This is a genomic window from Halorhabdus tiamatea SARL4B, from assembly GCF_000470655.1.
GTDB classification, from domain to species: Archaea; Halobacteriota; Halobacteria; order Halobacteriales; family Haloarculaceae; genus Halorhabdus; species Halorhabdus tiamatea.
Genome location: NC_021921.1, coordinates 2,456,820 through 2,469,372 on the forward strand (window position 1 = coordinate 2,456,820; position 12,553 = coordinate 2,469,372).

The window sequence follows — 12,553 nt, forward strand, 5'->3', positions numbered from 1 at the left end:
CTGGTTCCCGTGGTGTGCGCCGATACGTGTGCCGGCTCCAGAGGCGTGATCGCGACGAGGACGCCTCGTGTCCGTCACTTTCAGTTTCACTCCGGGGTTGGAGCGCTTTCATGTCCCCTGGGAACCAACCCGTAGCTATGCTTGAATCACTCACGCCGACCTGCGAGGCCGAGGGCTGCGAGCGGACGCTTCGCCCCGAGGATCGCCAGATCGTCTACGAGTCGCCGGGCGGAACCCGTCACGTCTACGAGTGTGCGTGTGGGACCGTCACAGTCACTGTAACTCGATAGCGGACTGCTGAGAGGTCGACACTGACCGCAACACTCAACCACCCGGTTCGACTAGTCGACCCATGACCGACACCGCCGACGGCGCGTGGGTGAGCCTCTTCTCCGGCGGCAAGGACTCGTCGTGGGCACTCTATCGCGCACTCGAAGACGGACTGGCCGTCGAGCAACTCGTCACCGTCCATCCGGCCGGCGATTCGTACATGTATCACGTGCCGGCGACGGAACTCGCTCGCCTCGCGGCCCATAGCATCGGGATTCCACTTCTCGAGGTCGAACCCGAGGACTTCGCGGCGGACGAAGTGACCGATACGAGCGCCCAGGGCGACCGCGAACTCGAACCCCTCGAGGCTGCCCTGCGGGAACTCGCTCTCGACGGCGGCGTCGCCGGCATCGTCGCTGGTGCCGTCGAGAGCGAGTTCCAGACCAGCCGCATCGAGGGGGTGGCCGATCGTCTCGGGGCGGAGTTGTTCGCCCCGCTGTGGCAGCGTGACCCGGTTTCCCTCGCCGAGGCAATGCTCGAGGCCGGCTTCGAGATCCGGATCGTGGCCGTCTCGGCGGCCGGCCTCGACGAGTCGTGGCTCGGCCGACGACTCGACGCCGACGCGCTGGCCGAACTGCGCCAGCTCAACGACGAATACGGCGTCCACGTCCTGGGCGAGGGTGGGGAGTTCGAGACGCTCGTCACCGATGGCCCACACATGAATCGATCGATCGAACTCGAATACGAGACCGAGTTCGACGGGACCAGAGGATCGATCCGAGTCACGGACGCGTGGCTCGGGTAGCTGACGTGATCCGGGCCCGTCAGTCGACTCACTCCCAGATTTCCGGGCCGTATCCGGTTCGGACGATCGCGACACGGTAACCGAAGAAGACGACGATGATGACCGCGAGTTCGACCCAGAAGTTGAGCGATCCGACGACGTTGTTCGCGACCGTAATCGTGGCGTATGCCAGGACGACCATCACGACGTAGTGCGGGGCGAGGTCGCGGAGTAGGTCAGTGTCCATCGACGTCCCCTTCGACAAGGAACCCTATCAAGGTTCGCTCAAGCGTCGATCGCTGTCGCCGGTGTGGTAGCGGCGCGACCGTCCGGTTACGGAAAATTCGAGGCGAAAGCCTCGCCCTTCAGGGGCATGGCGAGAGCGAAGCTCTCGCTGTCGTTCGAGAGACGTACGTCTCTCGTGATGACGAGACGCTCCGCGTCTCGAACCACAACCGAAAAGCTTCGCTTTTCGAGGACGGGGATGAAGCCGACCAACAGTATTCAACCGCCGTCGATGGCATAGACGGGGTTCAAACGCAATCTTTAACCCCTCCGACCGTGATAGTATGCATAGATGGTGAAGAGTACCCGTCACGCGAAATACGAACTCTACTACCACATAGTGTTCGTGCCGAAATCGGGCGGGACCGAAGGTCCCGCTGACCTCGCGGAACAGGGTTCCGCTCAGTATCGGCGTTCGCACCTGCCGGGGAAGACGAAGGAACGTCTCGAATCCATCTTCGCGGAAATCTGTGAGGACAAGGGCCTCGAACTGGCCGAGTCCGAGGTTATGCCTGACCACGTACACCTGTTCATCGGGAGTCCACCGAAGAACGCCCCGTCACTCATCGTCAACTGGGTGAAGGGCATCTCCGCTCGCAAGTACAACCAGCGGTACGACGACCGCGTGAAGTGGACTCGTTCGTACTACGTCGGTACGGCGGGTAGTGCCTCGAAGGGCGCTGTCGAACGCTACATCGCTGAACAGGAGGGTGGCGACGCATGAAGCGCGTCAACACCTTCGAGGTGGTTCCACAGACCGAGAACGACAAAGAGTGCCTTCTACGGCTACTCGACGCCTCCGCCTCTCTGTGGAACGAACTGACCTACGAACGTCGTCAGAACTACTTCGGTGACGGCGACGTGTGGGCCACTTCCGAGTACCGAGGACGCTACAACGGTGTCGTCGGAAGCGCGACTGTCCAACAGGTCACGCGCAAGAACAGCGAAGCGTGGCGGTCGTTCTTCGCCCTCAAGGAGAAAGGCGAGTACGCCAACCCACCGTCGTACTGGGGCAACGAGGATGACGGACGCGAACTCCGTACCTACATCCGATGCAACCAGTACACGATTGAGTGGGGGAAACGTAGTCGTCTCGAAATCCCTGTCGGGCAAGAACTGAAAGACGAGTACGGACTCGGCTACCACGAACGACTCCGCCTCGAAGTCCGAGGCAACCCGAAGTGGGACGGCAAACAGGGTCGTCTGGAACTTGAGTACGACGAGGTTAGCGACACGTTCAGGGCTTTTCAACCAGTCACCGTACCTGATTCTCGACTGGATTCACGGAAAATCGAAGATTTTCCTGAAGTCGAAAACGCGAAGCGTTTTCGGAATTCACCACTGGCTTCTCACGAAGCCGCCCTCGACGTTGGCGCAAACAATCTCGTCGCGTGTTCCACGACTACTGGGAACCAGTACCTCTACGACGGTCGTGAGTTGTTCGGACGATTCCGCGAGACGACAGACGAAATCGCCCGCCTACAGTCGAAACTCCGAGAGGGTCGCTACTCCTCGAATCGGATTCGACGGCTGTATCGACAGCGGACGAAGCGTCGTGACCATGCACAGAACGCACTGGTGCGCGACCTCGTTGAACGGCTGTACGACGAGGGCGTGGCGACAGTGTACGTGGGCGACCTGACAGACGTGCTGGAAACGCACTGGTCGGTCAGGGTGAACGAGAAGACGCACAACTTCTGGGCGTTCAAGAAGTTCATCCACCGTCTCGCGTGCGTTTGTGAGGAGTACGGCATCAGCCTCGAAGCCGAGTCGGAAGCGTGGACGAGTCAGACGTGTCCCGAGTGTGGCGACCACGAGAAGACGGTTCGCCACGAGGAGACGCTGACGTGTCCGTGTGGATTCGAGGGACACGCCGACCTCACGGCGTCAGAGACGTTCCTTCGAGAAAACAGCGATTGCGAAATCAGGCCGATGGCACGGCCCGTGCGATTCGAGTGGGACGACCACGACTGGTCGGGGAAACCATACTCTCACGAAAGTCCCAAAGAAGTGCGCACAAACCCGCAAGTTGCCTCCGTGGGTCGGTAGTCGAACCCCCAACGGAGGAATCCTCGCGCTTTAGCGCGGGGAGGATGTCAACCGCCGTTGGTGATCTCGGTGTGTGCGCCGATGAGTGCCCCGGCGAGGTCGAGGTTCTCGACGTGGGTTTCCCGGTCGATGATCGAGTTTCGGAGCTCACAGTCCCGAACCGTCGCGTCGGCGAAGACGATCGAGTCCTCGACGGTCGAATCGACGATCTCAGCCCCCGGCAGGACGTGGACGTTCTCGCCGATCTCGGTGTTCTCGACGGTCGCGGAGTCGGCGACGACGCTCTCACCGTCGAGTGCCCACCCGATCGCGTCGAGATAACTCTCGGGCGTGCCGATGTCGAACCACGCGTCGTCGAAGGTAAAGGCGTAGACGTCGCTGTGATCGACCAGCCACTCGATGAACCAGCCCGGTTCGTCCGGGTTGTTGTCGTCGGCGAGGTACTCCTCGAAGCGGACGTCTGCGGCCGGGAAGGCGTAGCAGGCGATCGAGACCAGCGTGCTGTCGGGATCGGCTGGCTTCTCCTGGAAGTCGACGACGTGCTCGCCGTCGACGTTGATCAGCCCGTAAGCCTTCGCCCGCTCGCGCGAGCCCACGTCGTAGGCTGCAAGGGTCGGTGCGTCCTTTTCCGCGAAGGTATCGAGGAACTCGCTCACGTCGAAGCTGATGAGGTTGTCGCCGGCGACGACCAGAAGGTCGTCACCCGCCAGCCCCTCGCGATCGACGAGCTGGGCGAGCGCGCCGACGACGCCGAACTTCTCGTCCTCCTCGACGGTCTCCTCGACCGACAGCGTCGGTTTCTCGAAGTCGGTCCCCTCGATGTGATCCAGGAAGTCCTCGGCGAAGCGTTCGTTCGTCGAGACGTAGACGTCTTCGATCCGGTCGTCGGCCTCGAGTTCCGCGAGGACGCGATCGATGACGGTCGTCTCACCGATCGGGAGGAGCATTTTCGGGCGGTTGCGCGTCACTGGCCAGAGTCGCGTCGCGTAGCCCCCGGCGAGTACCACGGCTTGCATACCCGTCCTCTCGTGGCGCTCGTTGTAAGTTCTTTTTCCCTCGTACCCCCGCCGTGTGGTGTGTTCCGGTCGGCGTTGCCGGATTCCCGGTGGCGGCATTCGTTTTCACTGGGTGGGAATGGGCCGGTGGATTATGCCGGTCGTCGCCCTACGTCTGGGTAGTTATGCCCGGTATGCGTGCGGAGATCGAAGTCCTCTCCCCGGAAACCTGCCCCGTCGCCGGCTTCTCCGAGCAGGCCGAGGGGCCACTCACGTCTGTCTCCCGGGCCGGTAACGCCGAGGGCAAGATCACCGAGGAGTTCACGGTCAGCGGCGACGCCGCCCTCAGCGACGACCGGCTCAGCCAACTCTTCGAGTACCGGTCGGCCAGCGTCTATCGCTTTCATCACGAACCGCTCGATTGCGTCTGTGAGTTCGTCGAGGACCACGACCACCCTATCTCGGAGATTCGTGCCCAGGACGGCTCGCTCGTCCTTTCGCTCCATCTGACGACGATTCAGGACCTCCGTGACCTCGTGACTGATCTCCGGGAACGCTACGGGGGCGTTCGGATCCGGTATCTCCTCCAGGTCGAGAGCGACGAGGAGGGGAGTACCGACGTGATCCCGATCGACCGCAGTCGACTCACCGATCGCCAACAGGAGGTCCTGGAGACGGCCTACCGGATGGGCTACTTCTCCTATCCCCGCGACGCCAACGCGACCGACGTCGCCGAGGAACTCGGTATCGACGGCTCGACGTTCACCGAGCACCTCGCGGCCGCCCAGTCGAAGCTGATGGACGAACTCCTCGCGGAGATGTGATCGACCGCTGGGCTGGCGTGCGCCAGTCCTTTCCGACTCACCCGCATATCCGGATTCTCGAAGGCTGAAAGTTTCGGCCGGCCTTAACTATACCGACAACCCATCACCGGTTACGATGCACGTTGCAGACGACGTCACGGCGTTTATCGGGGAGACCCCGTTGCTCCGGCTCGACGACGGCACCGGGACGGCGGTCCTCGCCAAAGTGGAATCGTTGAACCCCTATTCGGTCAAGGATCGGATCGGCAAGTCGATGATCGAGGCTGCCGAGGAGCGCGGCGAGATCACCGACGAGACGGTCGTGATCGAACCGACCAGCGGCAACACCGGGATCGCGCTCGCGAGTGTCTGTGCTGCCAAGGGCTATGACCTCGTGCTCACGATGCCCGAGTCGATGAGCGAGGAGCGCCGACAGTTGCTCGCCGGCCTCGGGGCAGGACTGGAACTCACGGACGCCGACGGCGGCATGGGGGGCGCGATCGACCGGGCCCACGAACTCGCCGACGAACACGACGACGCCTTCGTCCCCCAGCAGTTCGAGAACCCCGCGAATCCGGCAGCCCACCGTGAAGGGACCGGGCCGGAACTCTGGGAGGCCACCGAGGGTGAACTCGACGCGTTCGTGGCCGGGATCGGCACCGGCGGCACGATCACCGGCGTCGGGCAGTTCCTCACAGAGGACGTCGAGGCCGACGTGGACGTCATCGGCGTCGAGCCTGCGGATTCGGCCGTCCTCTCCGGCGAGGATCCCGGCAGCCACGGCATCCAGGGGATTGGGGCAGGGTTCGTCCCTGACATCCTCGAGACGGACCTCCTCGACGACGTCGTGACTGTCACGCGCGAGGAGTCGATCGACGAGGCGCGCCGGATCGCCAGTGAAGAGGGACTGGCAGTTGGGATTTCCTGTGGCGCGGCGGCCCACGCGGCCAGACAGGTCGCCGCTGACTACCCCGAAGACGCCGTCGTGGCGACGCTCTTGCCCGACACGGGCGAGCGCTATCTCTCGACGGACCTCTACGCGGAAGTCTAACCGCCGCTCGTTCGGATTCTCGCGATACTGTGGGCGTTTCGCGTCCGGCAGTCTGCACAAATTTATAAGTATCTTCCATGTATCTAATTAAACGGATATACTATGTCAACTGACCTCTCACAGAACCGTCGACTCAACGAGTGGTACGAACGGCGGATCGGCCAGCCCGGGACCGACGACGAGGTGACTGGCTATTGGATCTTCGTCCTCGGGCTGTTGCTCGGGATCCTCGGGATCTTCATGGTGATCATCAGCGAGCCGGCCTCGGCGCTCCGTGGCTGGGGGATCGTCGCCGGCGCGATCGCACTGGCCTTGCTCGTTGCTGGTCCACTCGTTCGCCTCCCCTTAGATCAGTACGCCTCGATCCTGATTATCGTCGGGCTGTTCGTCAGTATCGCCGGCGTCCTGTGGTTCACGATCGAATACCCGGCCAACTGGCGACCACAGTCGAGCCCGATCATCGCCGTCTACGCGGTCGGGCTGCTGATCATGGCTGTCGGTGGCGTCTTCGCCCCGCTGTTGATGACCCGTTCTGAAGCGGAAGCGAGTCAGCTCCGGCTCGATCTCGCCGACGCTATCGCCGACGAGACAGATCTGGCAGGTGTCGTCGACGACCTCCGGGCGGCACTCGAAGACGCCGACGCCGACGAGGACGATCTCGCGAGGGAGATCGACCGGCTACAGTCGGAGTTGACCGACAGCACCGCCGACGAGGCCGACCTCTCGGCTCAACTCCGGACACTTCGAACCAGCCAGTCCCGGTTCGAACTCTACGAGGACACCGGCGGGCAGTGGCGCTGGCGACTCCGCCACCGCAACGGTAACATGATCGCCAACGGCGGCGAGGGCTACACCCGCAAACACAACGCCCAGAAAGGGATCGCGGGTGTCCGCCGGGACGCTCTCGGCGCGGAACTCCTGTTGATAGAATCTGAGGACCAACTCCCCGCGGCGGAGGAGACCTTCGAACCAGTCGAGGAGGTCGAGAGCCAGGCGGCCTTCGAGGTCTACGAGGACAACGCCGGGGAGCATCGCTTTCGGCTGCGTCACGACAACGGGAACGTTCTGTGTGACTCCGGTGAGGGCTATGACTCCCGGAGTAACCTCACGCGGGCAATCGACCGGCTCCGGGAGTACGTCGGCCCGGCGGCGTACCTCCGGTTCGATCCGACCGGCTTCGAGATCTACGAGGACGCGGCCGGCCAGTACCGCTGGCGGCTCGTCCACCGCAACGGGAACGTCCTCGCCGACGGCGGGCAGGGCTACTCGCGGTATCACGACGCCCGCCGTGCCGTCGACCGGCTCCGGGAGAACCTCGACGACTACGAGTTCGAGGTCTACGAGGACGCGGCCGGCGAGTTCCGCTGGCGGTTGCAGTCGAGCAACGACCGGATCGTCGCCGACAGCGGCGAGGGATACAACGACCGCGACGGGGCCGAGACAGCCGTCGAACGCGTCGAGAAATACGCCCCCGACGCCGACGCTCTCGACGTCGGGCCGGCCGCCTTCGAGATCTACGAGGACGCCGGCGGGGCCTCGCGCTGGCGGCTGCGCCACCGCAACGGCAACATCCTCGCCGACAGCGGGCAGGGTTACGACGACCGCTCGGGTGCCCGCGACGGGATCGAGAGCGTCAAGCGCAACGGCCCGAACGCCGAGATCGAAGACGTCTGATACCGGGTCGACGCCGGTGGGTCGTGACCGGCTCAGGCGACATCTCTTTTCACGGTTGACCGAACCAGACCGTGGTGTTTTATTCGCGTCGGCTCCGAGACGCGGGTATGATCCTCTCGGACGCGGACATTCTCGACCGGCTCGAAGCGGGCGACCTCGTGGTCGAGCCACTCGACGAGCCGGACCTTCAGATCCAGCCTGCCAGCATCGACCTCCGACTCGGCCGTGAGTTCCTCGAGTTCCAGCACGCCAACATCCCCTGTATCCATCCGACGAGCGAGCAGGAAGTCGCCGAGTACGTCGAGGAGACTGTCGTCGACGACGACGGCGAGTTCATTCTCCATCCCGGCGACTTCGTGCTCGGGACGACCGTCGAGACCGTCGAGATCCCCGACGACCTGATCGCCCACGTCGAGGGGCGCTCGTCGCTCGGCCGTCTTGCAGTTGTGGTGCACGCGACAGCGGGGCTGGCAGACCCCGGGTACCGGGGTCAGATCACGCTCGAACTCTCGAATCTCGGCACCGCGCCGGTCGCGCTCACGCCGGGCATGCGCATCTCCCAGTTGACCTTCACCGAGTTGAGTAGCCCCGCCGAGCGCCCCTACGGCGAGGAGCGCGGCTCGAAGTATCAGGGCCAGGAAGGGCCGCAGGCGTCCCGGATCCAGGGGGACAGGGAATTCGGAGGCGACCAATGACGACCGCCTTGGCTGTCGGGATGTCGCCGAGAAACGACCGTGAGTACGGGGGTGACCGATGAAATTCGTCGAGGAGGTCGTCGTCGAGGAGTTCCTGCCGACGTTCCGGTCGATGCTGGCCGAGCGCCTTCGCGATCGCGGACTGACACAACTCGAAGTCGCCGATCTGCTGGGGATCAGTCAGAGTGCCGTCTCGAAGTACGCTCATGGCGAGGTCGAACGTAACCAGCGGTTGCTCGAGGACGACCGACTCCAGGAGCTGACCGACCGGCTCGCCGACGGGCTGGCAGAGGGTGACGTCAGCCCCGTCCAGGCCCTGGCCGAAGCGGAGGTCTTCGTCCGGGAACTCGAGCAGGGCGACCTCCTCGCACAACTCCACGAGGAAGCGTTCCCGCCGCTGGCCGAACACGCGGGGACGCTCGCGATCCACGATCCCGAGAGTCGGGTGCGCCAGTCCGAGGAGGTCCGGTCGTCGGTCCGGCGCGGCCTGGGGATGCTCGAAAACACGAGCGGCTTCGCCCGGCTGATCCCCGCCGTGGGCTCGAATCTCGTCGAGTGTCTCCCGGACGCCAGCGGTATCGACGACGTCGTTGCGGTGCCGGGTCGAATTCTCGACGTCAAGGGCCGGGCCGCGGTGCCCAACGACCCGGAGTTCGGCGTCAGCGAGCACGTCGCGAGCGTGCTCCTCGCCGCACGCCGCCGGGGAAACGACGCGCGAGCGACGGTGAATCTCGGCTACGAACCGGCCGTCGTCGACGCCGCCGAAGCCGATGGTCTCCACGCCGTGGAGTTCGACGGCGAGGCGGACCTCGACGCCGCCTTTGACGCTGTCGACGCCGCCGACGCCGACGTCCTCTATCAGACCGGCGGGTTCGGCGTCGAACCCATCGTCTACGTCCTCGGGCCGGACGCGCCGACCGTCGTCTCGCGGGTTCGGAACATCCTCGATCAGGTGTAGGATGGTCGACTTCCGGGTAGTACAGCAGTTCTACGGTCGGTGGGCGCGGTACTACGATCTGCTCGCCGATTCGTCGCTCGTGGGCCCCTGGCGCGAGCGAGTCGTCGAGAGTCTCGCTCTCGAACCGGGGGACGTCGTCGTGGAGATGGGGTGTGGCACCGGCGTAAATTTCCCGCGATTGCGTAATCGCGTCGGTCCCTCGGGCACCGTGATCGGTGTCGACCTCACGCGCGGCATGCTCGCGGAAGCACGAGAGCGCGTCGGGCGTGCCGGGTGGTCGAACGTCCACCTGCTGCAGGGCGACGCCACTCGCCCACCAATCACTACCGGCGTCGACGCCGTGCTCGGGACGTTCGTCGTGGGGCTGTTCGACGATCCGGCCTCAGTGATCGACGGCTGGCTCGATCTGCTGGCCCCGGGCGGCCGTCTCGCAGTCCTCGAAGCCGGGCCGAGCGATCGACCGATCGCGACGCCACTGAACCTGGCGTTCCGGGCGTTCACTCGTCTCTCGGCACCGTCGAGCCGGCGGAACGCCGTGTCGCCGGCGGTCGCCCTCGACGAGCGGATTCGAGTGGCCTTCGACCGGATCGACGCCCGGACCGCCGAGACAATCCGCGACACGCTCGGGCTTGGATTCGTCCGTCTCTCGGCCGGCCGTCGACCGTGAATACGTTCGCTTCTGGAACCTGACCGACGCGTTCGCCACCTGAACGCTTATCCGGATTGCCCGCCGACATACGGGACGATGCGTTCCCGTGGGTTGGTTACGCTCGCCGTCGTGATCTTACTCGTGACGGCGGGTTGTACTGGAGTCGACGAGGAGACAGAGGGCCCGACGCTCACGCCCGCCCCGGTGCCGGCAGACGAGAGCCACGAACAGGTCGTTACGCCCTCGATCCCGACGGAGTCGCTTGCGACGTTCACACCCGAGAACACGTCGGCGACCGGGCCGCTGGGACTCCGCGATCAGCACTCGGTCAGGACTGCGCTGTGGCGACTCCGAACCGTCCTTGCCGTCGAGGCTATCGAACCGTCGGTGACCAGGCAGTTCGGTCTCTCCGATTCAGTCGATTCAGGCCCGCTCGGGCTTTCCGAGGCCGTCACTCGATCGCTCGGCGTTGCCACGGAGGCTGGGGGCACACCACCCGGCCGCGTCGACAGCCCGAACGCGACGATTTCGCTCCTGCGAGGCATGTTCGACCCGGCGCGCCTGGAATACAACCTCGCGTATCTCCACTCACGATTGCTCGTGGACCGACTCGGCTGGTCGGACGCACTCGCGACCCAGGAGAACGGGACTGTCGACGATCGGCTGGTCGCCGTTGGGTTAGGTCGCGGTGGTGCGGCGTTCGCGGCAGACGCCTACGCCGAGCAGTACGGGCTGTCGGTGGATTCCCCCGTCCGCGAGTGGGGCTTCGGTTGGCTCGAATCCCCTCGATTCGCCCGGGCTGGGATCGCTGCCGGCGAGGCGTACGCTCGCAGTACCGCCCGTTCGCCAGGTGATCTAAGGCGGGTGTACGTCGAGCCACCGAACACGACCGAGCAACTCCTCCACGGATTCCCGCCGGGCAGCGAAACGCCCCGACCACTCGACGTGACTGTCGCGGGCGATACCGACTGGACTCGGACAGCCACAGAACAGTTCGGTGAACTCGGCATTCGCACAGTGCTCTCCTCACGACTCGACGCCGACGTGGCCGACCGCGCCGCCAGAGGCTGGGGCAACGACCGTTTGCTCGCGTTCGAAGACGGGGCCGCCACCGGCGTCGTGTGGGCGACCACCTGGGATCAGGCCAGTTACGCGGAGCAGTTCGCCGCCGCCTTCGACGCGTACGCTGGGGCCGGCGACACGCTGCAGGCGACCGCGATCGAACGTCCGGGCGCGAAAACAGTCGTCGTGGCCGCCGGCCACCCGTCGTTCGTCGACGGCGTCTCCCTGGCCGGAGAGAACGCGTCGGTCTCGATCACGCTCTCGGAGTGAGTCCGGCCAGCCGCGTTCGGCGCTCAGTCGTCGGCCGGCGCGGGCGTCGTCATGTCGACCGGATCGGCGTCGACGCCGAGTTCGTCCAGTGCGACCTGCGCGCCGCGCTTACCCGAGAGCAACATCGCGCCGAAGGTCGGCCCCATCCGCGGGAGGCCGTGAGCGGTAGCGACGGCCATCCCCGTCGCGATGAGGCCGTCGTGGACCAGCCCGGTGTGTTCGACGACGGCGTCCTCGCTCTCGGCGACCCACATCGAGTCGTGACCCGGCGAGTCGTGGCCCGGCGCGCCGTAACTCTCCTCGTCGGTCGCGTCCATGCCGGTCGCGCCTTCCTCGATCCCCTCGGCGTCCAGGACGCCGCGTTCGTCGAGTTTCTTGATCGCCAAGGCCTCGTGGCCGGTCGCGTCGATCACGAGGTCGGACTCGACGGCGATCGGGTCGACGCAGGTGATCTCCCGTGGCAGTGCGTGGACGGGCGTCCAGTTCATCACGATCCCGCCGACGCGATGGTCTTCCCGGACGACGATGTCGGTGAACTCCGTCATGTTCTGCATCTTCGCGCCGGCGTCACAGGTGGCCTTGATGAGCCCCGAGGTCGCTTCCGGGCCGTTTGCGACGTAGAGTCCGTCGTCTTCCTCGGACTGGGTGTACTCGACGTCGAGTTCGTCGAGGACGTACTGGGCCGGGTCACGGACGGTGACCTTGTTCATCAGGAAGCCACCGAGCCAGAACCCGCCGCCGAGGTAGTTGTTCTTCTCGACGACCATCGTCTTGACACCGCGCTCGGTGAGTTCCTTGGCGGCCATCAGCCCCGAGGGCCCACCGCCGATGATGATGACGTCGCTTTCCGTGAAATCCATGAACTCGTCGGTCCACTCCTGGGTGATCGCGCGGGTGACCGTTGCTTCGCCGACGTCGCTGAACTGATCGAACTCGTTCGCGTGCATACCACCTAGTTGTACTACTAACGTATAATAAGTGTTACGAACAAGACACTCCTGCGTATGA

The 12,553-nt window shown here is 64.7% G+C and carries 14 protein-coding genes; 11 read left to right on the forward strand and 3 right to left on the reverse strand.

Features of this window, described 5'->3' with window-relative positions:
• Nucleotides 1-137 precede the first annotated feature (137 nt).
• Nucleotides 138-290 carry a hypothetical protein gene (locus HTIA_RS16895; protein WP_008527104.1) on the forward strand — a complete coding sequence of 51 codons (153 nt, stop codon included), beginning with the start codon at nt 138-140 and terminating at the stop codon, nt 288-290.
• Nucleotides 291-352: 62 nt separating this feature from the next.
• A complete protein-coding gene (locus HTIA_RS12125; protein ID WP_008527102.1) occupies nt 353-1,075 on the forward strand; it encodes a diphthine--ammonia ligase in 723 nt (240 codons plus the stop codon).
• A 28-nt stretch (nt 1,076-1,103) separates the two neighbouring features.
• On the opposite strand, the gene HTIA_RS12130 is transcribed toward HTIA_RS12125, so the two are convergent.
• Nucleotides 1,104-1,301, reverse strand: a complete 198-nt coding sequence (locus HTIA_RS12130; protein WP_008527100.1) for a hypothetical protein — start codon at nt 1,299-1,301, stop codon at nt 1,104-1,106.
• A 330-nt stretch (nt 1,302-1,631) separates the two neighbouring features.
• On the opposite strand from HTIA_RS12130, the gene tnpA reads away from it, so the two are divergent.
• Both tnpA and HTIA_RS12140 read left to right on the forward strand, forming a co-directional pair.
• Nucleotides 1,632-2,063 carry an IS200/IS605 family transposase gene (gene tnpA / locus HTIA_RS12135; RefSeq protein WP_008527098.1) on the forward strand — a complete coding sequence of 144 codons (432 nt, stop codon included), beginning with the start codon at nt 1,632-1,634 and terminating at the stop codon, nt 2,061-2,063.
• Nucleotides 2,060-3,388: an IS200/IS605 family transposon protein TnpB gene (locus HTIA_RS12140; RefSeq protein ID WP_008527097.1), complete on the forward strand. Its 1,329-nt coding sequence runs from the start codon at nt 2,060-2,062 to the stop codon at nt 3,386-3,388. Before tnpA ends, HTIA_RS12140 begins: the two co-directional genes overlap by 4 nt.
• A gap of 47 nt (nt 3,389-3,435) precedes the next feature.
• On the opposite strand, the gene HTIA_RS12145 is transcribed toward HTIA_RS12140, so the two are convergent.
• A complete protein-coding gene (locus HTIA_RS12145; protein WP_008527096.1) occupies nt 3,436-4,404 on the reverse strand; it encodes a sugar phosphate nucleotidyltransferase in 969 nt (322 codons plus the stop codon).
• A 173-nt stretch (nt 4,405-4,577) separates the two neighbouring features.
• Between HTIA_RS12145 and HTIA_RS12150 the strand changes: the two genes are divergently transcribed.
• From HTIA_RS12150 to HTIA_RS12180, 7 genes are all read left to right on the forward strand, one after another.
• A complete protein-coding gene (locus HTIA_RS12150) occupies nt 4,578-5,207 on the forward strand; it encodes a helix-turn-helix domain-containing protein (protein WP_008527095.1) in 630 nt (209 codons plus the stop codon).
• Nucleotides 5,208-5,322: 115 nt separating this feature from the next.
• A complete protein-coding gene (gene cysK / locus HTIA_RS12155) occupies nt 5,323-6,237 on the forward strand; it encodes a cysteine synthase A (RefSeq protein ID WP_008527094.1) in 915 nt (304 codons plus the stop codon).
• A 102-nt stretch (nt 6,238-6,339) separates the two neighbouring features.
• Nucleotides 6,340-7,911: a DUF1508 domain-containing protein gene (locus HTIA_RS12160; RefSeq protein WP_008527093.1), complete on the forward strand. Its 1,572-nt coding sequence runs from the start codon at nt 6,340-6,342 to the stop codon at nt 7,909-7,911.
• A gap of 107 nt (nt 7,912-8,018) precedes the next feature.
• The gene (gene dcd, locus HTIA_RS12165; protein WP_008527092.1) at nt 8,019-8,606 is read left to right on the forward strand and encodes a dCTP deaminase; all 588 of its coding nucleotides are present in this window, start codon (nt 8,019-8,021) and stop codon (nt 8,604-8,606) included.
• Between the two features lie 58 nt (nt 8,607-8,664).
• The gene (locus HTIA_RS12170) at nt 8,665-9,564 is read left to right on the forward strand and encodes a thiamine-phosphate synthase family protein (RefSeq protein ID WP_008527091.1); all 900 of its coding nucleotides are present in this window, start codon (nt 8,665-8,667) and stop codon (nt 9,562-9,564) included.
• A 1-nt stretch (nt 9,565) separates the two neighbouring features.
• The gene (locus tag HTIA_RS12175; RefSeq protein WP_008527089.1) at nt 9,566-10,231 is read left to right on the forward strand and encodes a class I SAM-dependent methyltransferase; all 666 of its coding nucleotides are present in this window, start codon (nt 9,566-9,568) and stop codon (nt 10,229-10,231) included.
• A gap of 78 nt (nt 10,232-10,309) precedes the next feature.
• Nucleotides 10,310-11,545, forward strand: a complete 1,236-nt coding sequence (locus HTIA_RS12180) for a hypothetical protein (protein ID WP_008527086.1) — start codon at nt 10,310-10,312, stop codon at nt 11,543-11,545.
• Between the two features lie 23 nt (nt 11,546-11,568).
• Here the strand turns inward: HTIA_RS12180 and HTIA_RS12185 are convergent, their stop codons facing one another.
• Nucleotides 11,569-12,492: a sulfide-dependent adenosine diphosphate thiazole synthase gene (locus tag HTIA_RS12185; protein ID WP_008527083.1), complete on the reverse strand. Its 924-nt coding sequence runs from the start codon at nt 12,490-12,492 to the stop codon at nt 11,569-11,571.
• Between the last annotated feature and the right edge of the window lie 61 nt (nt 12,493-12,553).